The sequence below is a fragment of the Humiphilus diazotrophicus genome (assembly GCF_059726315.1).
In genome coordinates this window covers 3,289,799-3,313,102 of record NZ_AP040870.1, presented here as the reverse complement: position 1 = coordinate 3,313,102, position 23,304 = coordinate 3,289,799, and the positions used below count along the sequence as shown (strand labels likewise).

15 protein-coding genes and 3 tRNA genes are annotated in these 23,304 nt (G+C 51.9%); 13 read left to right on the top strand and 5 right to left on the bottom strand.

The genetic code is table 11. The features are described 5' to 3' along the window. Nucleotides 1–31 precede the first annotated feature (31 nt). Complete coding sequence (locus AC6I7T_RS14225) at nucleotides 32–1,285, bottom strand: VWA domain-containing protein (protein WP_497794139.1); 1,254 nt, start codon at nucleotides 1,283–1,285, stop codon at nucleotides 32–34. 222 nt (nucleotides 1,286–1,507) lie between these two features. Between AC6I7T_RS14225 and AC6I7T_RS14220 the strand changes: the two genes are divergently transcribed. Together AC6I7T_RS14220 and AC6I7T_RS14215 are read left to right on the top strand one after the other, a co-directional pair. Further along, complete coding sequence (locus tag AC6I7T_RS14220; RefSeq protein WP_497794138.1) at nucleotides 1,508–2,560, top strand: VWA domain-containing protein; 1,053 nt, start codon at nucleotides 1,508–1,510, stop codon at nucleotides 2,558–2,560. Nucleotides 2,561–2,947: 387 nt separating this feature from the next. Continuing rightward, complete coding sequence (locus tag AC6I7T_RS14215; protein WP_497794137.1) at nucleotides 2,948–3,190, top strand: hypothetical protein; 243 nt, start codon at nucleotides 2,948–2,950, stop codon at nucleotides 3,188–3,190. 273 nt (nucleotides 3,191–3,463) lie between these two features. On the opposite strand, the gene AC6I7T_RS14210 is transcribed toward AC6I7T_RS14215, so the two are convergent. Then, on the bottom strand, nucleotides 3,464–5,173 hold the full coding sequence (locus tag AC6I7T_RS14210; protein ID WP_497794136.1) for a HAMP domain-containing methyl-accepting chemotaxis protein: 1,710 nt from the start codon (nucleotides 5,171–5,173) through the stop codon (nucleotides 3,464–3,466). A gap of 255 nt (nucleotides 5,174–5,428) precedes the next feature. Then, a tRNA-Cys gene (locus AC6I7T_RS14205) sits at nucleotides 5,429–5,504 on the bottom strand. 1,043 nt (nucleotides 5,505–6,547) lie between these two features. Here AC6I7T_RS14205 and AC6I7T_RS14200 point away from each other — a divergent pair. From AC6I7T_RS14200 to AC6I7T_RS14170, 7 genes are all read left to right on the top strand, one after another. After that, complete coding sequence (locus AC6I7T_RS14200) at nucleotides 6,548–7,006, top strand: response regulator (protein WP_497794135.1); 459 nt, start codon at nucleotides 6,548–6,550, stop codon at nucleotides 7,004–7,006. Between the two features lie 185 nt (nucleotides 7,007–7,191). After that, complete coding sequence (locus AC6I7T_RS14195) at nucleotides 7,192–8,004, top strand: ABC transporter ATP-binding protein (RefSeq protein WP_497794134.1); 813 nt, start codon at nucleotides 7,192–7,194, stop codon at nucleotides 8,002–8,004. Nucleotides 8,005–8,061: 57 nt separating this feature from the next. Further along, a tRNA-Gly gene (locus AC6I7T_RS14190) sits at nucleotides 8,062–8,136 on the top strand. A gap of 88 nt (nucleotides 8,137–8,224) precedes the next feature. Beyond that, a tRNA-Cys gene (locus AC6I7T_RS14185) sits at nucleotides 8,225–8,299 on the top strand. A 517-nt stretch (nucleotides 8,300–8,816) separates the two neighbouring features. Further along, nucleotides 8,817–12,182, top strand: a complete 3,366-nt coding sequence (locus AC6I7T_RS14180) for a TonB-dependent receptor (RefSeq protein ID WP_497794133.1) — start codon at nucleotides 8,817–8,819, stop codon at nucleotides 12,180–12,182. A gap of 181 nt (nucleotides 12,183–12,363) precedes the next feature. Beyond that, the gene (locus AC6I7T_RS14175) at nucleotides 12,364–13,587 is read left to right on the top strand and encodes a DUF763 domain-containing protein (RefSeq protein WP_497794132.1); all 1,224 of its coding nucleotides are present in this window, start codon (nucleotides 12,364–12,366) and stop codon (nucleotides 13,585–13,587) included. A gap of 38 nt (nucleotides 13,588–13,625) precedes the next feature. Beyond that, nucleotides 13,626–14,342: a 4'-phosphopantetheinyl transferase family protein gene (locus tag AC6I7T_RS14170; protein WP_497794131.1), complete on the top strand. Its 717-nt coding sequence runs from the start codon at nucleotides 13,626–13,628 to the stop codon at nucleotides 14,340–14,342. Nucleotides 14,343–14,455: 113 nt separating this feature from the next. On the opposite strand, the gene AC6I7T_RS14165 is transcribed toward AC6I7T_RS14170, so the two are convergent. Beyond that, nucleotides 14,456–15,838 carry a sigma-54-dependent transcriptional regulator gene (locus tag AC6I7T_RS14165; protein WP_497794130.1) on the bottom strand — a complete coding sequence of 461 codons (1,383 nt, stop codon included), beginning with the start codon at nucleotides 15,836–15,838 and terminating at the stop codon, nucleotides 14,456–14,458. Beyond that, a complete protein-coding gene (locus tag AC6I7T_RS14160; protein ID WP_497794129.1) occupies nucleotides 15,835–16,941 on the bottom strand; it encodes a two-component system sensor histidine kinase NtrB in 1,107 nt (368 codons plus the stop codon). The genes AC6I7T_RS14165 and AC6I7T_RS14160 overlap by 4 nt, the downstream gene beginning before the upstream one ends. 244 nt (nucleotides 16,942–17,185) lie before the next feature. On the opposite strand from AC6I7T_RS14160, the gene AC6I7T_RS14155 reads away from it, so the two are divergent. The 4 genes from AC6I7T_RS14155 to AC6I7T_RS14140 all read left to right on the top strand — a co-directional run bounded on the left by AC6I7T_RS14155 (nucleotide 17,186) and on the right by AC6I7T_RS14140 (nucleotide 23,183). Beyond that, nucleotides 17,186–18,496, top strand: coding sequence for a TolC family protein (locus AC6I7T_RS14155; RefSeq protein WP_497794128.1), 1,311 nt, complete (start codon nucleotides 17,186–17,188; stop codon nucleotides 18,494–18,496). Nucleotides 18,497–18,499: 3 nt separating this feature from the next. After that, nucleotides 18,500–19,669 carry an efflux RND transporter periplasmic adaptor subunit gene (locus AC6I7T_RS14150; RefSeq protein ID WP_497794127.1) on the top strand — a complete coding sequence of 390 codons (1,170 nt, stop codon included), beginning with the start codon at nucleotides 18,500–18,502 and terminating at the stop codon, nucleotides 19,667–19,669. Between the two features lie 3 nt (nucleotides 19,670–19,672). Next, nucleotides 19,673–22,795 (top strand): efflux RND transporter permease subunit, encoded by a 3,123-nt coding sequence (locus AC6I7T_RS14145; protein ID WP_497794126.1) that lies wholly within the window; start codon nucleotides 19,673–19,675, stop codon nucleotides 22,793–22,795. Between the two features lie 184 nt (nucleotides 22,796–22,979). Next, nucleotides 22,980–23,183, top strand: coding sequence for a hypothetical protein (locus tag AC6I7T_RS14140; protein WP_497794125.1), 204 nt, complete (start codon nucleotides 22,980–22,982; stop codon nucleotides 23,181–23,183). Nucleotides 23,184–23,304: the final 121 nt, after the last annotated feature.

The window sequence follows — 23,304 nt, the reverse complement described above, 5'->3', positions numbered from 1 at the left end:
TAGAGAAGGTGAGGTGAAACCGGCAGCCGTCCTACCTGGGAGGTGCCGTCGTATTGGTGTCCTGTGCCGACGGAAAGTATCCGCTACGAGCGATGACACTCAGATTCGGTCTTAGGACGCGTACATCGATGGTGCGGTACTTGCCGTCGTAAACCGATTCATGCGTGTAATATCCCAGTGTGTAGCGTGTGCGAGCTTCGCCAGCAATGCGTGCATAGCTTGATTCGATGGCATTTACCGAACCTTCGGCATTCCAGCTTCCGCCGGTTGCATTGACGTACTTCGGAAGAATATTGCTGGCCTGCCAGGGGATGTGATAGCGTTCCGCCTTTCCTTCGCCCCAGATGGCTGCATCGCCGACCATCGTTGCATAAACAGTGATGTGATAGGTCTGCAGGTAACGGATGACTTCCTTCTGGCTGATCTTGCTACCCTGTTCCTTGCCATCGCTGATGACGTAGATGACTCTGTGACGGCCAATAGGACGGGTTGACAGCATCTTTGCCGCGGCAAAGACAGCGTCGTTCAAGGTGTGAACTTCCTTCGGAACCAACAGGAAGCCACTGGCGTTTCCGCGTTGGGGCGCCAGGTTGGGATCTGCAATGCGTCCGTTAATCGTCGGACCGGCAGCTAGAGGCCCGGAGTTGACCGGAGTACCCATATCGCGACCCGATCTCTTGGAGGACTCCAGAGCGGCAGGCAGTCTGGCGCTCTGAGCTCCAGTGAAGTCGGTAACGGTCTTGGGCCCATTGTTGTAGGTAATGATCGCGGCCTCGTCATAAGGAGCCAGCGAGCCGGAAATAGCGCTCAGAGACTCATTGACCCGCTGCATGACGTCTCGGGTCACGCTTTGATCGATGACGAAGGCAATCGAAAGTGGAAGCGGATCGGACGAGAACACCTGAATGTGCTGCGGCTGCCCGTTTTCATAAATACGGAAGTCGCGATAGTCCAGTCCTGGAACAAGCTTGCCCTTCTGGTCTTTTACCGTGACAGGTACGTCAATGAAAGTGACACCGACCTTAAGGATGTAATCCGGGAGCTCCGATGCTTTCAGCATATCCGGCGGAGGGCCTTGAGGGGCCTCTTCCTGAGCTGCAGCCTTCGGCTTACTCTCTTCCTGTTGCGCGGGAGTAGCGGGCGCCCCTTTTCCAGGCGCGATCTGGTCCTTGATCTCCGAGAAGGTTCCGCTTGTTTGCGGAACGGGAGCGTCAGGGACACTCTGTTGCTGTGCTATGGCTGCGGTTACAGCAGCCAACGTTAATACCAAAGCACCACGAATCAACGAAAACCCCCACTGGGCGGCATCTTTCGGCTTGCCGCACGCCGTTCTTACATAGATGCTTCACCAGACCCTTCCCGGCCATTCCAGGAAGCAATCCAGCTCGGAGGATGAAGCCACAGACTATCAGATTTGGGACAGATTTATGATTCCTGCGGGTTTGTTCCTCCTCCTACATCATTCAGCGTATGCTGACTTTTGACGAATAGCTATCGTCTAAAACGCATGCGCGCTCATCTAGTTTCGGTACTTCTCGGAGCACTCCTGGCCCCGCTGCCTTTGGCAGCTCAGCTAGCACCTTCTCCGGATGCTCCTCCTCAAAGCAAAGCTCCAGCTCAGGCAGATACTGAGGCACAAGATGAGAAGCCGATGACCACGCTAAAGGTTACTGCTCGTCTCGTCAGCCTGTACTTCACGGTAAAAGACAAGCGCGGCGCTCTGATTCCATATCTGACTCAGAACGACTGCAATATCTTTGACGAAAAAGAGCCGCAGAAGGTAAAAAACTTTACGGCAGAGACGAATCAGCCTTTAACCCTTGGGATTCTGTTAGATACGAGCGGAAGTCAGCAATATGTCCTGCCCTTGGAGCAGCAGGCAGGGGGCGAATTCCTAGATCGTATCCTCCGTTCCAAGGATGAAGCCTTCCTGATCTCCTTCGACGTAGATGTCAATTTGCTCTCCGATTACACGGGTAGCGCACGGCAACTCAAGCAGGCGCTGGATAAGGCCGAGATTAATACCGCCGGGGGAAATGGCGGGGCCGGTATTCCGGGCGCCGGACAAGGGCCTGTTCCGATCCATGGCGACCCCAAGGGAACCTTGCTCTACGATGCCGTTTATCTGGCTTCCAGAGAGAAGCTCCCTCGCGAAACCGGACGTAAAGCATTGATTATATTGACAGACGGTCAGGATCAGGGCAGCAAGACCAAGCTACCGCAGGCGATTGAAGCTGCCCAGAAAGCCAATACTATCGTTTACGTGATCATGATTGCGGATCGAGGAATCTACGGTGGTTTTGGCTATTCAGGTGATTCAGCCATGAAGAAAATGGCTGAGGAAACTGGCGGGCGCGTTATCGACGTTGGGAATAATGGGAAGAAGCTGGAAGCTGCCTTTGCCCAGATTGAAGCGGAGCTTCGCACTCAATATGTTGCCAGCTATACTCCAGTAGGAGAAGCCGACGGGAAATATCATCACGTGGACATCCAATGCAAGGGAGATGGGCTTAAGGTGCAATCCCGCAAAGGGTATTACGCCGTTCTTCCCGAAGAGTAGTTCCTCTACTACATGTCCCGAGTTTTCCAGCTGCTAGAGCATTTCCCGAAGATGTAGACCTAGTCTCAGAGGCTTAGAAGGCTTTCAGCAGAAGAAAGCCGCTCCCCGCTGCCTTTAGCCAATCTAGCCCGTGAGGGAAATGCTCTAGCGCGAATTCCGTCGACAACCCGAAGGAAAGCAGATAGCCTTTGAGTGGCTTACTGGAGCGCAAGTTGTTCTAAATTGGAGGCTTTTGACCATTTCGGTGCCAACCGAGAGATTGCTTTCGGCATCAAAGTTTTTACACAGGTGGGTTTGGTTTTAAACTGTTCGCGGTAGGCAAAGAACTACTAGCTACTTATCGGCGGTTTTCAGAAAACCTTTAGTCGTCAGGAGGAATTTTCTCAAATGGCTGTCCGTCGCGAACCCTATGAGATTAGTCCCCGGTTTCATCTCTCGATTCAGGCCCGTATCCTTCGCCTGGAAGAAGATGCCGATCGTGACGAAAAGGCAATTCCTGCCCTCCTGAGTGAAGATCATCGCCGTCGTCAGCGAAAACTAGTCGATGCGCAAAGGCGTGAAGCAAGCAGGATGCGCGAGCTCCTGAGCTATACCCGGCTGAGAAAGTATACGGATAGAGCCGCTAGTTAGATTCCCTCCTCCCTCTCCCAAAAGTCTCGTACATCTTTATCAATCTGTAGAAGAGTGCAGGCTATACCCTTTTCACAAAAGGTGTATCCGCGAGAAAGAATCTCGGCGTGGCTTTTCCGTCAAAAAAAGCCACTCATAACGTTCGTTCGTCCCGACACAGTATTTATGAAAATGGTATAGATTCGACTGGATCTGCTTTTGACTGGCACGATCTATTTAGCAAGATCTCTCGGCTGGCGTTTCCCTTTAGGGCGCCAGCCGAACTACGCAAAGCTACTGATGTACGCCTGAAGCGTGATAAGCATTTGCTAGCTGTAGCTGTGCGCTTCCCATTCTCTTTCTGCTTTGGTTGTCCAGACGGAATTGCTTCACGATTGCATCCAGGTTTGCGGCGAGTTGCCTTAGCGATTGACACGCGTTTGAAGATTCGTCTGCTGAAGAGGAAGTTTTCTCAATCATGTGAGAGATGAGATTGATGCTCTCGCTGATTTCCGTACTGACGCTCGCTTGCTCCGTTGCTGCCGAGGCAATAACGGAGACCATGGCATCGGAACGCTTTGTGACAGAGATAATCGTATCCAATGTGGCCTGCGCGCTCGATGTTCGTTGCAGCCCAAGATCTACTTCTGTTCGTCCGGTTTCCGTTGCGGTCAAGGCCAACTCAATATCCGATTGGATCGAGCCCACCATGTCAGTGATCTCTGCCGTTGCCCCCTGCGTGCGTTCCGCAAGCCTGCGCACCTCGCTGGCAACCACTGCAAAGCCTCGACCGTGTTCCCCGGCGCGAGCCGATTCGATAGCAGCGTTCAGTGCGAGCAGGTTTGTTTGTTCGGCGATATCTCGGATAACTTCCACAACCTTGCCGATTTCAGCAGAACGCTTGCTGAGGAACTCCATTCGTTCGACGACAGCATGATTTGTACTCGCGATCTTCTGCATGCCCTCGACGGCATCACGCATGGTGGCACCGCCATTGATTGCGGAAGAGGTAGATTCCTGGCTGGCTGTAGATGCTTCTTCACAGTTTTTGGAGATTTCAGCAATCGAGTCGGATAGTTGTTGTGCGGATGCCGCTACATGTTGGACCTGATTTGTCTGTTGCCGTGCACTGCTGGAAGTCTCTGTTGCTGCCGCTGCAATTTGTTCCGTTGCCGCCGCCATCTGTCCTGAGCTGTTCTGGATCTCCAAAACCATCTCTCGGATGGATTCCACCGTGATATTGAGCGCCTGCGCCATCTGCCCGATCTCATCGTTCGAATTGGCTTCGAGTGCAGCCGTGAGGTCTTTGTCCGCAACTCTCTTCAGTAACTCCGCAGCATTCACCAAAGGTCCGGCGATTTGCCGGGTGAGCCAGCGGATAGCAAAGATACTGAGAATTGCTCCCAGAATTCCGGCCAGGGTCGCGGCGATGCGAACGCCATTGTAGATAAGAGCTGCCCTGGAGGTGGCATCCTCTTCTCCATGCGTTGTCAACGCTGTTAGTTCATCCAGGTTCTGTTCTGCCTGGCGGAAGAGAGGCTCTTTCTGACTCCGCATGAGCTCGTTTGCTTCTGCCGCACGTCCTTCGCGGGCAATGGCCAGAGCTTTTTCTCCAACGGCAAGGGAGGTTTCCTGATTGCCGCGAAATGCCGAGATGAGATTTCGTTCCTGGGAAGAAACCAGCAGCGACTCAATTCTTGAGATAGCTTCAGGCATTTTCTCCCGTGCCTGGGTGCGTGCTTGTTCATTGCCGGTCCTGCAAGCATCATCCGGGCAAAGAATATAGTTAAGCTCTGCTCTGTGTATGATCTCGTACTGATGGCGGATATTCGCCAGATTGACCACACCTGGAAGCCATTTCGAATCAAGTTCCACGGTCGAGTTATTCAGAAGGATTAATCCTAGTAAAGCGACTCCTCCGCCAATACCAACGCAGATGAAGATTACTGCACCGAAAGCAACTGCCAGCTTGCGTGAAATAGGCAGGTTTCGAAAGAAGTTCATTTGGTCTCCTCAGGCCCAGAGCATGGTGCAGGATGAACACGCTCTTCAAGATCCTGACAACTATGAAGGCTTCAATATGTCCTAATAAGTGATATAGAACACATTGATCAAAATATGTCTCTAATTTGAGGCTGACGGTGTTTGGCAGAAGTCGCAATGAAACAGCGTAGGAGTGAGTACCGGATCGGGATACTGCACACGTAATAGTGCAGAGTGCCTAAGTCGTTTGTACGAAGTTACAGAAGTGCTTTGATTTGGAGCACCGGGCCGGGATTGAACCGGCGAATACTGGTTTTGCAGACCAGCGCGTTAGCCACTTCGCCACCGGTGCTCATCCTGAAAGAAACGTCCCTGAGAGAACTTCCCCCGAAAGCGCGGAGACTTAGCTTTCCGAAGAGTAAAAGGCTATATCTCTCGTCAGACATATTGCTGTTGAGAGTAAGACCTTTGTGTGTTGTCGAAGGGAGTTAGTCCAGAGAACACACTCGTACGCTGGGACAACAACAGCTGATCGCGTTTTGAGTGGTCGGTTTCATGGACATCAGATCTTCAGAGGGTAAGGTGTTTCCTCTTCCGTGTCAATGCGGCCGAGAAGAATTTCCTCAACCGTGGTTGAGACAAAATCCGCTGCGGAAATAAATATCTTCCTGTGGAAGCTTGTGGGCTTCTGTGGAAGGTCTGGAAATCACGTTTCATCAAGAATGACGCGGAGATGAGCGCGAAATAGAGAATTCGTCGGAAGGCAAAAAATGACGAAAATCAACAGCACCTTTCCCGTTGCAAAGTACCCTCTTTTCCTTGCGCGATTCACATTCTTTCAACAACCCGAAGTGGGCTGAAACCCGCGACAGTGTAGAGATTGGCCAACAACAGTGGAACGTAAAGAAAAATTTCTTCCTCTTTTCGCTTTTTATTCCCCGTTTACACAGCATAGCGGCCTTCGTACTCTTGGCAAGCGTTCAGGGAATGATTCCGGACGCAGCTTTCGCCTTTTGTAAAAGACAACTGAATCAGAGCAAGAACACTGGGAGTCGTGTGCCCTGCCGTTCTTGAGCCCTTGGCCAGCAGAAGTCCTGCGGGATTTTGCGTGCGTGTGTTTGTTTATCCACCTGCCGGCGGCCAAAGTCCCTAGCGCACAGCATTCATTTACTGGCGTTCTTGCTCTCCGCAGCCTGAGTTCGATTTCCAGGTAGGGCGGCACCGCGCTACGAGACGGTCACTCGCTTTTTGTTTTTTTGAAAAAGCCTCTCGCGCGGACGGGGCCCTGTTTTTCTAAATCGGCTACTGCGGCACACCGCAACCAGGTCCGGACGGTGCACACTCGAAGTGTGTCTCAACGGGCCGCTACCAGAGAAACGGAGTTCATAGCAAGAAATGCGGCCGAAGAAGACGATCCTGTGCGTTGACGATAACGAACAATCCCTTTCCGTACGGAAGTTTCTGTTGGAGACTCGCGGTTATCGCGTCCGTGCTACACAGAGCGGTGAAGAGGCAATGGAAATCTTCACTCGGGAACAGATCGATCTAGTCCTTAGCGACCTCATAATGCCGCAGATGGACGGAAATGAACTAGTGCGTCGTCTCAAAGAGATTTCGAGCGAAGTTCCCATGATTCTCTATAGCAGCAGCGTAAAGGCTTTTGATCGCGCGAATTTCGCCGATGCCTTTCTGCCGAAGGGTGGCTGCTCTCCGATGGAGATGCTGGAGCGTATCCGGGTCATGATCGCTCGCAAGCGTGGGCCCAAGAAGGGCTCAGCCCGTATCACCTTCCCAGTTCCCGATCCGGCAAAGACCGGACTCGAGGTTGGTGAGTCTGTAGCGGTAGCTTCCTAAACCTGATCTGCTCATTTCTTGCTGGAGCATTTTTCGCAAAGAAGTAGACCAAGACACAACAGCTTATGCGGCTTTCCGCTAAAGAAAGCCGCTCTTCGCTGTCGTCAGCAAGTCTATACATATGCGAAAAATGCTCTAGAACCACGACGGTTCCAGCGTTTTCGGAGTTTTTTTGAAGAAGAGGGATGGTGATCTGCTCAGACTTGCCAACCCTCTGGAAAATAGTCTTCATCCGACAAACGGTGGAACCTTCGTCGGGCATTTACAATAAAACCGTGCCGTTGACACCGCATATTATTCAAGCTGAGAACCTTACTAAGGTTTATCGCACAGGCAAGCTGGAAGTTCCTGCTCTGCGCGGTATTTCCTTCACCATTGAACGTGGCGAATTTGTCAGTATCGTTGGGCCTTCGGGCAGCGGCAAGTCGACGCTCTTTTACCTCCTGGGAGGGCTGACGCAAGCCACCTCGGGATCGGTCGTTATCGACGGGATAGATTTTGCCTCGCTCAACGACGCGCAGCGCACTGAAATGCGCAAATCCAAAATCGGTTTTGTTTTCCAGCGTTTCAATCTCCTGCCGACGCTTTCGGCAGAAGACAACATTGAAATCGCCTACGAAATCAGTGGCCGCAAGGAACCCCTGGATCGCCCCTATCTGGATCATCTTCTCGACATATTGTCGATTAAAGGCCGGCTGGATCATCGGCCGTCAGAGATGTCCGGTGGTGAGCAGCAGCGCGTAGCTCTGGCCCGCGCTCTCATTACGCACCCGGCGATTATTTTGGCAGACGAACCGACAGGAAATCTGGATACCAAGAATTCCGATGTCGTTCTGAGCATGCTGCGCCGATCCAACCAGGAGCTGAACCAAACGGTTCTGATGATTACGCACAATCCTGAAGCGGCTGCTATTGCCGATCGCATCATCCACATGCGCGATGGAGAGATCACTTTAGTCGAGTCTGGAACGGGCGTTATCGGAAGTCACAGCCTTTAACGCGCAGCAAATTGACCATACGTCGTTCTGTTGGTTATACTTCGTAAGTACTCAATTGCGGGAGTAGCTCAGTGGTAGAGCATCGCCTTGCCAAGGCGAGGGTCGCGGGTTCAAGTCCCGTCTCCCGCTCCAGTCAGAGAAGCAACAGCCCAGGTAAGAGTTTTTCCTGTGTTGTAGTTACTGGGCTGGGATTCTTTGAGCGCCACGTTTTTTCCTATCCGGCGCGGTACCCAAGCGGTAAGGGAGAGGTCTGCAAAACCTTTATGCGTGGGTTCGATTCCCACCCGCGCCTCCAAATTTTTAAAAATTCCATTCCAAATTCCTAAGTCCTGTAGATCTGCAACTCGGGTCTTCACCGGCATTGTCTGCACACGATTTCCACATTCGGGTGGTGCCGCCATTCTTGCCGGAATGGCTATGCAGATCTCCGTTCCCGAGTACTTCGCTTAACTTGCTCCAAGATCGCGCCTATCCGCTGAATATCTTTTTGATTATTTGTCTTTTTTATGAGACATTGTCCTCTATAAGTTTCATGGGGCGAGCTAAAGATCGCCCGCGAGGCTTTTCCTGGCGGAAGCAGAGCGAGATGGGCAGATATTTGTCTAGCGTCTTCCTGGTCTTAACACTGTCGATCTAGAGAACCGTGAGGTGTGGCTATTCTTTGCCGAAATAGCCATGCCAATATCGGTTCCGGATCTACATCGGGACCTGAGCTGTCTGGGCAACTCCCTCCAACCGTGGTCTGCCAACTTTCGATACAGAGAAATGACCTCGCATTTTTATTGAGCAGTTTTCTGGGGGCGGATATGCGCATGATGCAGAGGATCTCAATATTCGGTTTGCTGATTCTGTTTTTTACAACCGGTGTGCTTGGTCAGGTTGGAGGCGATTTGACCGGCCGAGTGATCGACGGCAGAGATGCTGCTATATCCGGAGCCCGGGTAACTGTAACTGATAAAGCAACTAATATAAAGAGAACCACGATTACGACAGGTACGGGAGACTATACCTTCACCCGCCTGGTTCCGGGAGTCTATAACCTGGATGTTGCCGCACCTGGTTTTCAGCATCTGATTCGAGAAGGCATTACTGTGCTCACCGGGTCTCGTGTCGAGGCCAATCTGGTTCTGCGCATAGGTTCTGCTACGGAGAGCGTAGTTGTTGCAGGAGATGCTCCGCTGCTCCAGTCCCAATCAAGCGATATTCAGACTGTGATTCCGCGGGATGCTATTCCTGCAATGCCGCTCAATGGTCGGAACTTTATTCAGCTTGCGACGATGGCGCCCGGAGTGTCTCTTCCTCCAGGAACGCAACTCCCTCGTATCAATGGGGGTAGACCCCGGACGAATGAATATCTCTTTGACGGAATCTCTGCCCTGCAGCCGGAACCTGGGCAGGTGGCATTCTTCCCCATCGTTGACGACATTCAGGAATTCACCATCCAGAGCAACAATGTGCCCGCCGAGTTCGGCAGGTTTAACGGTGGCGTCGTCAATTTGAGTACCCGCTCGGGAAGCAATGCTATTCATGGAAGTCTGTATGAGTTCTTTCGCAATCAGGAATTGAATGCTCGTAACTACTTTGTGCGTGCTCCCTCGCGAAAGTCGGATTATCAACGCCATCAATATGGAGGGACTCTGGGACTTCCGATTCTGCGCGACAGGCTCTTCTTCTTTGGAGACTACCAGGGGCAGAAGCAGAGTATTGGAGTCCCCAGGACATCGACGATTCCGACACTCAATCAGCGGAAGGGAATCTTTACCGGTACTCACATCTACGATCCAACCTCAACGGTCTACACCAACGGAAAGTATGTTCGAAAGGAATTTCCCAACGACATTATTAATATTCCTTTCGATTCAAAGGCAGCTGCTCTGCTGAGCCGTTATCCACAACCGACGGATACCTCGGCTACGACGAATAACTACGTAAGGGTAGCCAACGACGACGATCATCAAAATCAATTCGATCTTCGTGTCGATGGTACCTACGGGAAGGCCGATCAGGCTTTTGTTCGGTACTCCTATTTCCACGATGTCGATCAACCGGCAACACCCTTTCCAGATGGAAGTGGAGCGATAACGGGATCGGTACTTGGTACAAATAACGTCGCTGGTCTGTCGAACGTGCTGGGGCAACAGATCGTAGTGAATGAGACCCACACCTTCAATCCCTATACACTCAACGATTTTCGATTGGGCTACACCCGCAGAGGCAACACGATTACCGGTACGCAGCTGAACGGTACCGCTTCTGCCGCTCTGGGAATTCCGGGCATTCCTACGAATGCTGCTTTTAACAATGCTCTGCCGCTCTTTACGATTACCGGAATTCAGCAGATAGGTTCTTCTGCCAGCACCTTCTCCCGTTATCAAACGGGAGTCTGGCAGATGGTTGACACCTTCTCTCATACGATTAAGTCCCATGTGCTAAAGGCTGGACTTGATTTTCGCTGGTATCAGCTCAACGCGGTTCAACCTCCAAATCCGACTGGAGCCTTTGCTTTTACTACTACTGGAACGAATCAACAGGGAGTAACGAACAGCGGACACGCGATTGCGAGCTTTTTGCTCGGGCAGGTGGATAACTTCCAGATTGATCTTCAGCAGAGCATCATTCGTCCGCGAGATCATATTGAGGAATATTTCTTGCAGGACGACTGGAAATTTCGCAGCAATCTGACTCTCAATTTGGGAGCACGTTGGACCTTGCATTTGCCTTCCACAGAATTGAACAATCAGGGAGCGGTCTTCAACCTTGCGACCCAGCAGCTCCAGTATCTGGGGAAGGATGGTTTTTCGCATAGTGCGCGCGAGCTACATTGGAGCAATGTTGCCCCAAGAATAGGCCTCACCTATCAGCCGATGCGGAATACCGTAGTGAGGGCGGGCGGTGGAATTGTCTTTATCGATCAATCCGGAATTACAACACCTTTTACTATTCCGCAATTTCCATTTATTCAGAACACTTCGCAGAAGACGTTGGATAGCGTGAATGCAGCTTTTGCCCTCTCGAATGGTCCGAGTGTTTCGGCGATTCCTCTGACCGCCGATGCCGGGTTAGGGCAGAGCGTCTATACCGTGGATCGCAAACTTGGATCAGGTTATGTGCAGCAATGGAATCTGGCCATCCAGAGGGAGCTTACGCGCAATCTCTCGATTGAAATTGCTTATGTAGGCTCACGTATTGTTCGGGTAGGTATTCCAGATCGAAATATGAATCAGCTATCGGTAGAGGATCTGGCACAAGGCGATAAGTTGATAAGCCAGGTGAATAATCCCTACTACGGTCAGATTCCCACTTCTTCTTCTATCGGGGGAAAGACCATCTCCTATGCACAGTCCATCAAGCCCTATCCTCGTTTCCTGAATGTAGCTGCTTATCGAAACAATACCGGCCAGACGAATTATCATGCAGCGGAACTGAAGATTGAACAGAGGCTTTCGCATGGACTCAGTTTCCTGGTGAGTTATACCCACTCGAAGCTTATCGACGACGCTTCCTCTGTATTCTCCTCGACGGTGCTTTCTTCTCCCAATTCGAGCAGCCTGATTGCAGCGGATACCTTCAATCCGCGTCTGGAGCGGGATTCGTCAACAGGAGACACTCCGAATGTAACAGTCATCAGTGCTACCTATCAGCTCCCGGTTGGACGTGGGCATAGTCTGGGGTCGCACGGCGTACCACGTGCCATCTTAAGTGGGTGGGCGTTGAATGGGATTATGACTCTGCAGTCGGGGATGCCCGTGACTGTTACTCAGGCTACGAACAACAATGCTTTTGCAGGGTTTGTACTGCAACGTCCGAATGTGGTTGGAAAGCCGGAGATCGTTGGGACTCCAACCTGTTGGGTCTATATCAGTACGAATAAAGCCTGTTCATCGTACTCTTCTCGATATGAAGATGCGTTTGTCACGGCTCCTCGATACGCACTGGGGTCGGCTTCTCGAAATCCTTTGCGGGGACCAGCTTATCGTGATGGCGACTTCGCATTGGTGAAGCATACCCCGGTCTGGGAGCACGGAGATGTTGAGTTCCGTGCAGAGATGTTTAATGTTACGAATACTCCGGCTTTTGGCCAGCCAAATGGGAGTTTCGGTTCTACTTCCTTTGGAACCATCACCAATACAGTTACCGATCCCCGCGTCGTTCAATTTGCTGTTCGGTTGAGCCGATAGCTGCCGGTTCGCGTAGATATACACTTGCCGTGCACAGTGAGGTGCAGCTTTCCTTGGTGGAAAAGCTGCATCGACCTTTGTTGCGCCGGTTTATACCTTTGCGGGAAATGCTCTGAGCTTTCAACGCCAATATTCGAGCAGAATCTGGAAATTTCAATCTCTCCATTAAAATAGTGGGGAGATGAAACGGTCTGGGGTTGCTGAACTGCCGCTGCATGGTGGCCGGGTTCCCGCCTGGTTGGCGGAGCGCATGACATCCCTGGGCAGTGGAATCGTAGAAAGCATCCTGTATCAGTACGGGGCTTCCGAATTCCTCTCTAGACTGAGCGATCCTTTCTGGTTTCAGGCACTTGGCTGTGTTATGGGAATGGACTGGCATTCCTCGGGAATTACAACCTCCGTATTGGGAGCTTTAAAGCGTGGTTTGAATCCCAAGGCGGAGGAGTTGGGGATCTGCTTTTGTGGCGGCCGGGGAAAGCACTCCCGCAAGACACCTCAGGAGCTACAAGCTTATGCCGAGCGTGAAGGATTGGCTGGCGAGGAACTTGTTCGCAGCAGCCGTCTGACGGCTCGGGTGGACAATAACGCCATCGACGATGGATTCCAGCTGTATCTTCACAGTTTCGTTGTCAGCCGGACTGGCGAATGGGTTGTCGTACAGCAGGGAATGGATGAGCAGAGCCGGATGGCTCGCCGCTATCACTGGCATTCCACGGCAGTGCGGGATTTTACCTGCGAACCCCACACAGCAATTGTTGGACGTCATCAGGGAGTCATCATGAATCTGGTGGACTCCCGGGCCCAGCAATCACAAAGTTCCATACTCGACATCGTGCATGACGGACCGGATCGCGCTTTGCAGGAAGCAAGATTGCTGCAAATGCCTCGTCATCACGAGGTGAGAAGTCAGAATGTAGATCTGAAGCGATTGGGAGCGGTCTTGGCGACAGCCTACGAACGGGACTTTCACGATTTTGCTTCACTGCTCTTGATGGAAAAGCTTGGACCGCGAACACTTCAATCGCTTGCGCTGATTGCCGAGGTGGTTCATGGAACGCCAACCCGCTTTTCTGATCCTGCACGTTTCTCTTTTGCCTTGGGTGGGAAGGATGGACATCCCTTTCCTGTGCCGTTGAAGACCTACGACGAGTCGATAGCTGTTCTGCGCCGCTCTCTCGATGCTGCGAAGCTAGGAAATACCGAAAAACTGGAAGGATTCCGCAGGCTGGATCGCTTTGTCCGAACGATCGAGAGCCGCAATCGTCCAGAGGCTAACTTCTCGGAAGCAATTGCGCGGGAACGGGAGATGTCTCCATCGTTGGATGGCAGAACAGTAATGGATCCCCCACGCAAAACTGCCATACGCAAGCCGCAACGGCAGCTGTCTTTATTTGAGCCTCAATGATAGAAAAGGACCAAGATAGTTCCTGCCAGGAATTGTGCATGCAGAACTCGAATCTCGGCCAACGGATCGATCTATGGATTGGTTCAATGAGTCAATGGAATCCGGAAGAGATATCTCTCGACAGCGTTCCGGAAGAAGAGCGGCTTGAAGCTCAGAAGTTTCGTTTCGAAGATCTTCGCGACCGGGCCTTGATTGGTAAGGCTCTTCTGCGCCGTATTCTGGCGAAATATACCGGTACGTCTCCTTTGGCATTCCAGATTGCACGTGGCGAAAAAGGAAAGCCGTATCTGCCTCTGTATCCTGATCTGCGTTTCAATCTCTCTCATTCGAAGGATATGTTTCTCTGTGGCGTTACCTATGGAGCTGAGATTGGTGTCGATGTGGAGGCTGTGGATGGGATGAGGGATAGTATGGCCATTGCCGACCGATTCTTCGCCCGGAAAGAAAGAGCGCTGTTTGAGGGATTGGCTGACTCTGATTGCCGATCTATGTTCTTTCGCTGTTGGACAAGAAAAGAAGCCTTTATCAAGGGAACGGGGAAAGGCCTTAGTCAAGATCTGCAGAGCTTTGATGTTACGTCCGATACGGTGATGCTGCTTGCCTGCGATGGCTCTACTCAGGAGAAAGATTCCGGGTGGATCGTACGCTCCTTTCTGCCTTGCACCGGATATAGCGCGGCAGTTGCATCCAACCGGGAGATCTCAAGATTTTTCCTAATTCCGCTGAACCGGGATACATTGCTTTACGAGAGCTGACTTTTCTTTATGAGTCTTTATAGCAGTCTTCCTTACCCCACCCCACCGTCTAGCATCAGGTTGGAAGGGTGGGGAAGCTATCGATTGCAGCCAGCAAAGGATAAAGCGCGTAGCTATTCTTGATCCGACTCGCGTCGAATCCCGTGCTTATCCATTCGATAGATCAATGTTCTTCGGCTGATGTCCAGATACCGTGCGGCCTGTGTCTGATTCCAGCTGAACTTTTCCAGGGCTCGCAACAGTAGCTCTCTTTCAACACCTTCGAGGCTGATACCTTCTTCCGGCAGAGGCAGTTGGAAGGAGTCCTGACGGGGTAGAGAAACCCGGCTGATTTCCTCCGGAAGATCGAGCTCGGAAACCTCGTCTCCGCGGGAGAGAACAACCATCCGTTCGATCACATTTTCCAATTCACGAATGTTTCCCGGCCAACGATAGGCGCTGAAAAGAGAGGTGAGACTTGCAGGCATGCGCAGATGATCCAGTTCATGCCGCTCCTTCAGTTTGCGAAATAGATGTTGTGCGAGTTCGGGAATATCCTCTTTCCTCTCGCGTAGAGGAGGAAGTTCCAAAGGTACAACGGCCAAACGATAGTAGAGATCCTCTCTAAAGGTTCCGTCTTCGATCATGGCCTGGAGATTCCGATTAGTTGCGGCAAGAACGCGGACGTCAATTGTCTGGACCCCGGTCATTCCAACTTTTTCTATCTCTCCCTGCTGAAGCAATCGGAGAAGCTTTACCTGGGTTTCAAGAGGCAGTTCGCCAATTTCATCGAGAAATAGTGTTCCTCCATCGGCCAGCTCTACCTTACCTTGCTTGGCTACTTGTGCTCCGGTGAACGCGCCGCGTGTAAAGCCAAAGAGCTCTGCTTCTACCAGATCTTTCGGAATGGCTCCGCAGTTGATCGTTACGAAAGGTTTCGCTTTTCTGCGACTGTTGTGGTGGATGGCCCGGGCTAGAAGCTCTTTCCCCGTGCCGGTCTCACCATGGATGAGGACCGTTGTGTCGTGAGGTGCGACTCTGGAAGCCCGGTCGAGAACGCGCAGTAAGCTCTTCGAACTGCCGACGATACTCTCGAATCCATAACGGCGGTCGAGAGCTGAACGCAAATTGCGAACTTCTTCCAGGAGGCTCTGACGCTCCATGGCGCGATGTACGACAAGAACCAGAGCTTCATAATCGATAGGCTTCGTAACGTAATCGTAGGCTCCGATCTTCATCGCTTCGACCGCTGTTTCCACACTGCCGAAGGCCGTGATTACGATAACGGTTGTGTCCAGACCTTCTGTAGCGACATTCCGAAGTAGATCGATGCCACTCATTCCAGGCATGCGCAAATCTGTGATGACCAGCTTCGGGCTCTGATCGCGAATAATTCGTTGTGCTTCGTCTCCGCTACTGGCCGTTTCGACGGAATAGCCAGCCTCTTCCAGCTGCATTTTCATGACGCGGCGAAGGCTACTGTCGTCGTCTACAACCAGTATGAAATTCGGGCTCATCGTTCTTGTCTCCGGTCTACCGGTAATTCCACGCGGAATGTCATCCCTCTATCGGGGTTGATCTTTCCAATTAATTGTCCGCCATGCTGCTGGATAATCATGGAAGCTACGGCCAGGCCCAAGCCTGTGCCTGTATCTTTGGTCGTGAAGAACGGATCAAAGATGTGTTCCAGCTGTTCCAGAGTAATTCCGCATCCGTGGTCGCATATTTCAAGTACGACGTTTGTGCCTTGACGGAATCCGCGGATTTTTACTGCTTCGTTGGGCGGAGAAGCTTGTATAGCGTTGATTAGCAGGTTGATTAATACTTGCTTGAGCTGTTCCGGGTCGCATTCGATTTCAGGAAAGCTCTCATCGAATTCCGTCTGTACTTCCGGAATTCCTTGACTGGTCAGGTGTCCTGCCATTGAAGTGACAGCGCTGACAACATCGCGGCAATCTGTGCTCTGCAGCCTCAGGACGCGAGGCCGGGCAAAGGTGAGAAAGTTTGTAAGAAGCTTATTCAGACGTTGAGATTCTTTCTCGATAATCTCCAGGCATTCCGTTACGTTCTCTCCCGAGGCATGGCCTCTCTTGAGGATGCCTGCTGCACCGGAAATGCTGGCCAACGGATTTCGGATTTCGTGCGCGAGGCTGGCGGAGAGCTGTCCAGCAGCATACAACCGTTCGGCCTTTTTCATAGCCTCTACGTTCTGCCGCAGCTCTTCATGTACATCTTCCAGTGCAAGTTTTGTTCGCTCAAGACGGAAGCGCTGCTTGCGTTCGCGGTCGACCAGAAATCCGGCAATGGTTCCCGCTACCCCGAAGATAGAAAGTTCAATGACCTGATCGCTCGCGTCCTGCGGATTTATAGTCCAATAGTGCGCTACATGGGGGAACTGCATCAGTACAGCGAAGACCGTGGCATACAAGGCGCCTCGCCAACCGAATAACATTCCCGCGACCATGAGCGGAACAAAGTTCAGATGGTGCAGGATGTTGTGCGCCAGCACATCCTGCATAGGTACAAGCCAGGGAATAATGGCGAACAGCAAGATCACTGAAGCTACTATTGTTGCTGGCCATATCCGGTCCTTTGAAATCGTACTTGCACCTGTTCCCAAGAAATACCTGCTCCACCAAGATTCATCCAGCCGATCAGATTCATACGGCTGGTCAATGCTTCGAGTTCTATGCAATCGAATGTCCACCAGTATCCTATTGAATCCTTTATGTCCTTTGCGTTGAGGTGTACGCAATGGGACAACTCTCATGGTAACTGTCGTACGTAAAGGTACAGCATTCTTCCTTTTCCCTAGAAAAATCAAGGGGTTAGCTCTGGTCCACCAATTGCACTTAAGTGGGATCGTGAGCTTTCATTCAGTCGTTACGCTGGTATTTTTGTTGGTTACACCAGCATTGTCTCAAGTTACGGGATCTCTTGTTTCTTCGGCGCAAAGTGCCGACTCAACTCCCGCAGCATCGGGCAGTGCGTCGGGGGCTACGGCTTTTCATCTTGAGGATGCGCTTGCTCTAGCCCGCAAGAATAATCCTCAGTTGCGCGCTGCGGCAGCGGTGAGCGCTGGAGCGCGCGCAGCAATTCAAAGCGCCCGTGCCTATACGAATCCGCAATTCGATTTCCAGATGGGAGATCAGTCGGCGCGAAAAGTAGCTAATCCCGGTACTCCCGGCCTGCTGCAGCATTATGGTGCTCAGCAAGTAATTGAAATTCCCCGGGAGCGTCGGACGAGAATTGAAGCTGCCCGCGTAGGTGCGAAAAGCAGCAATTACGCCGAAGCCGGTATTCTGCTGGCTGTTCAGTCTGACGTTAAGCACGCATTTTATGAAGTTCTTCGCCGTAAGGAAGAGATTCGCTATGCCCGGGAGAATCTGGCACTGGTAGAGGATCTGCGGCGTCGTATCGAAGTACAAGTTCAAGTCGGCGAAGCCGGACGACTGGAATTGACACGTGCCGAAGCCGAAATTGCGAAGGCCCGCACTCTTGTCAAGAATGCCCAGATTGAGTTGGTGGCGGCGACCGCGGGGTTACGAGCCGCCGTTGGCGTTCCTCCTGATATGCAAATCGATCCGCAAGGCCAGCTGGATCCTCCAATTACACTGCCCTCCCTCGATTCCTTGCGCGACCAGGTATTGGCGAACCATCCGTATTTAGCTCAGGCACAAGCCAATACCGAGCGCGCACAGTTTCAATTGGAAAATCAGAAGGCACTGAGAATTCCTCAACCAGCCTTATCCGGAGAGTATGAGCATCAGCCGGATTTGACCTACTACCGTATGGGCGTCAACGTTGCCATTCCTCTATGGAACCGGCGCAAGGGCCCGATTGAAGAGGCGAAAGCCTCATTGAATGTCGCAAAGGCTGAAACCGATCAGCGGCGACTTGAACTTACCGCCTCTCTTGAGCGCTCGTATGGGCAATATGAGCTGGCGCATCAGCAGGTAGTTGTTTTTGAATCGGCCTCACTGAAGCAAGCAGATGCTGCACTTAAAGCAGCTCAGGCAGCATACAAGTTTGGCGAACGAGGCATTATGGAGGTCCTCGATGCACAGCGCGTTTTGCAAAGTGTTCGTGTCGATCTCCTGGATGCCCAATACCAGCGGGAGTTCGCTTTGATCGATCTTGAGCAGCTAGGCGCAATAACGATAGGGAGTAAGTAAAAGATGACCACCTCTAAAACCTTCGCTCAAGTCATGCTGGCGGCAGGCCTGTTGTTATTGGCAAGTGGTTGCAAGAGCGCCAAAAATGCAGACGCCGGCAAAACCAGCGCAGCATCTTTGAACAGCACGGAAGTTCGCCTTACTCCTGCATTACAGGAGCGGGTTAAGGTAGGAGATCCTATCCTGCAAGATGTTACGAACACCGTGCAGGTCGCGGCGCGAGTAGAAGCCGATGCAACACGTTTGGCTCGTATTGGCTCTCCTGTTAGCGGACGAATTACAAAGCTGACTGTTCTAGAAGGGCAGCGGGTTCATGCCGGTCAGGTTCTGGCTACGGTTCACAGTACTGAGCTCTCCGATACGCAATTTGCCTTCATCAAGGCATATTCTCAGCATGAACTTTCATTGAAATCCGCTGAACGTGCGAAGCTGTTGGTGAATGCGGATGTGATTGGTTCGGCGGAGCTGCAACGTCGCGATGCGGAAGTCCTGCAGGCATCAGCTGAAGTCGCGGCTCTTCGTCAACAGCTTCATGGCCTGGGCATGTCTGACGCCGCGATTCACCGGCTCGAACAGACTCGCAAAATCAATTCCGAGTATTCGATTGTTTCCAGCATCAACGGTACAGTGTTGGAGCGCAAAGTCACCATCGGCCAGATTGTGCAGCCCGCCGATCCCGCATTCCTCGTTGCGGATCTTTCCAATACCTGGCTGGTAGCCGATATTCCTGAGCAGAATGCCAGCAGTATCTATCTGGGTAAAGAGGTACAGGCAGAGATCCCAGCTTATCCGGAAGACAAGATTCAAGGAAAGCTTTCCTTCGTAAGTGCAATTGTCAATCCGGAGACACGTACCGTTGGGACCCGCATGAATCTTCCCAACCCTGCTGGCCGCTACAAGCCGGCGATGTTGGCCACGATGAAGCTGAGCGACAATCCACAGAAAAAACTCACGATTCCGGAAACGGCTATCGTGCGTGAGCAGAACCAGGACTACGTCTTTGTCGAAAAGAGTGCTGGCATCTTCAACCTTAGAAAAGTGGAGTTGGGTCCCGAATTTGGTGACTTCCGCGTCCTTGTAGGTGGCGTGGGTTCCGGGGAAAAGATTGTCCTTGACGGAGCATTCCACGTGAACAATCAACGCAAGCAGAATGCACTGCAAGGCGGCCAATAAGATATGCTGCGCTCAATTCTTCAAGCTGCATTGAAGCAGCGCCTGGTTATTGTAGTGGTCGCTCTCGCACTCATGGTCTTCGGCATGAATGCGGCCCAGCACCTTTCTGTGGACGCCTTTCCGGATGTCACCAATGTTCAGGTACAGGTTGCGACGGAAGTGCCGGGACGTTCTCCTGAAGAGGTCGAACGCTTCGTTACTGTGCCTCTGGAGATTGCGATGACCGGTCTACCCGGTCTGACCGAGATGCGTTCGCTGAACAAGCCGAGCCTCTCGATCATTACTCTGGTTTTCGAAGACGACAAAAACGTCTATTTCGAGCGCCAGCTTGTCTCTGAGCGTTTGACTGAAGCGCGAGAGAAGCTTCCGGAGGGAGTTGTTCCTGTACTCGGGCCTGTCTCGACCGCCTTGGGAGAGGTCTACCAGTACACACTCGAAAGCCCCGATGACGGAAAACGTGCGCTTACACAGCAAGAGCTAATAGAGCGCCGTACGATTCAGGACTGGGTCGTGCGTCCTTTGCTACGTTCTATTCCGGGCGTGGCAGAGATCAATTCGACCGGAGGTTTCGTTAAGCAGTACGACATTCTCGTCGATCCAGCAAAGATTCGTTACTACGGCTTGTCGCTACAGGATGTCTATCAAGCACTTGCCCGCAACAATGCCAACTCCGGAGGCGGAATTCTTCCGCAACATGATGAGCAATATCTCGTTCGAGGCATAGGCCTCATCAATAGCCTTGACGATATCCGTTCCATCATTCTGAAGGAATCAGGCGGAACTCCGGTCTACATCCGCGACGTAGCTGATGTGCGTATCGGTGAAGAAGTCCGTTACGGAGCGATGGTGAAGGGCGGATACTCCGAAGCCACCGGCGGTATTGTCATGATGATGGCCGGCGGTAATGCAAAGGAGATTGTAAGCAAGGTCAAGGAACGCGTTGCCGAAATAAATAACAAGCATCAAATTCCCGGCAATTTGCAGATTGTTCCCTATTACGACCGCTCACAACTGGTGGACGCCGCCATACATACGGTCACTAAGGTTCTTGGGGAAGGCATTGTTCTTGTCATTGTGATTCTCTTCCTCTTCCTTGGGGATATTCGATCTAGCATCATTGTGATTGCTACGCTGGTTCTTACTCCACTATGTACGTTTATGGTCATGAACCACTACGGCATCTCGGCAAATCTGATGTCGCTGGGTGGGCTGGCTATCGCCATAGGATTGATTGTCGATGGCTCCGTGGTGGTCGTAGAGAATGTCTTTGCAAAATTAAGTCACAATCCGGAGAACAAGAGCAAAACCAAAATTGTACTCGATGCGGTTACCGAAGTATCCACGCCGGTCATTTTCGGTGTCGGTATCATCATTGTTGTCTTCTTGCCGCTAATGACACTGGAGGGAATGGAGGGCAAGATGTTTGCTCCTCTGGCCTACACGATTGCTATTGCGTTGGGCATCTCTCTGATTCTGTCGCTGACTCTTTCTCCAGTTCTTTCGGCGATGTTCCTGAAAGGTGGCTCTGAGAAAGATACCTGGCTGGTTCGTAATCTCAGAAAGCCCTACTATCGTCTGTTACACGGTGCAATTAACAAGCCCGGCTTGTCCATTGCAATCGTCCTTGCGCTATTTGTCTTTGCTCTCAGCCTGTTCCCGTTCCTGGGTACATCGTTCATTCCAGAAATGCAGGAAGGGACACTTTCGCCAAATGCTGACCGAGTTCCGAATATCTCTCTCAATGAATCCATCAAGATGGAAATGGAGATGATGCGGATTATCAGTGGCATACCTGGAGTCGATAACGTAGTTTCTCGACTAGGCCGTGGCGAATCTCCCGCCGATCCTGCAGGACCGAATGAAACAGATGTTATTGCTTCGTTGACTCCCTGGGATAAGCGTCCGAAGGGATTGACTCAGGACAAGATTGCAGAGGAGATCAGAAAACGCCTCTCGGTGATGCCGGGCGTGAACCTTGTAATGTCCCAACCAATTTCAGACCGTGTCGATGAGATGGTGGCAGGCGTTCGCGCCGATGTGGCCATCAAGCTCTTCGGTGACGATCTGGGGGTATTGGTTGAACGCGCCAATCGTATTGCGCAGGTGGCAAAGACGATTCACGGAACCCAGGACATCAAGGTTGATCGTGTGGGCGGGCAACAATATCTGAATATCACCGTTGATCGCGGTGTAATTGCCCGGTATGGATTGAATGCCTCCGATCTGCACGACGTGATCGAAACGGCGATAGGTGGGAAGGCTGCTACGGAAATCTACGAGGGAGAAAGACGCTTCAAAGCGGTTGTTCGTCTTCCTCAGGATCAAAGAGATACTGTCAGCGACATCCGTCAGATCCTGGTAAGTACTCCCAGCGGTCCGAAGGTGCCGCTAGAAAACCTGGCCAAAGTCGAAGTGAGTGAAGGTCCTGCACAGATTAATCGCGAAACAGCCAAGCGTCGTATCGTAATCGGCGTCAATGTGAAGGACCGCGACCTTGGCGGCTTTGTTGCTGAGTTGCAGAAGAAGATCGATCGTGAAGTGGAACTGCCTCCAGGTTATTCCATCGTCTGGGGTGGACAGTTCCAGAACATGCAGCGCGCGCTGCATCACTTGATGATCATTGTTCCGATTACGATTGGAACAATCTTCTTCCTCCTGTTCCTGCTCTTCCGGTCTTTGCGCTTTGCGAGCCTGATCATCATGGTTCTGCCGTTCGCTTCGATCGGAGGTGTCATTTCACTCTATGTAAGTGGCGAGTATCTATCGGTGCCTGCATCGGTAGGATTCATTGCACTCTGGGGCATCGCCGTGCTGAATGGCGTGGTGTTGGTCTCCTACATTCGTAAATTGCGCGAAGCTGGAATGCCGCAGTTCGATGCCGTTGTGGAGGGAGCGAAGCTACGCTTCCGGCCTGTAATGATGACGGCTACTGTGGCAGCGCTAGGCTTGGTGCCCTTCCTATTTGCAACCGGACCGGGTTCTGAGGTGCAGAGACCACTGGCCATTGTCGTTATTGGCGGTCTCATCACTTCAACGCTGCTCACCTTGATCGTTGTTCCGACTCTCTACCGCATCTTTGAAGGTAAAGAGAAGGAACCAGTGGAGCAGCAAAAGACTTTAGCCTGAAGCCATGCTGGGCGGAAGGTCTTGATAGCAGGGGCCCAAGGCCTCCAACGGGGCTCCTGCTTTTTTTCTCTGATTCTTCATTCCTCTACTCTCTACTAGAGGGCATCCGGTCCCTCATCCCCCATTACACATTGCCTGGCTTTTCTTGATATACCTGACAACAGAGCACTAGCAGGGAGGCATAATGGAAGGTCTCTGGACGGTCATGATCGGCTATTTCTTTGGCTTCAGTCTAGGGGTGGGGTGTGCGCTGGCTGTCATGTATACGATCTATACCAACGGATACAAAAAAGGCGTGGAGCATTCACTGCTGGAGGAGAAGCCGGAGCGCTATTACCAGGCACTTGCTATTGCTCAAAAGAAGCTGAGCAAACTCAGGTCTCAATAGTATTTTTTGGTAGCCGAGCAATGCATGGATCTAGTGCTGTCCGGATACCGATTTCACCTTTACCTCGGTCGTAAAAGGAAAAAGCGGCGAATGCCCATGTTTGAGCACCGCCGCAAGTGGG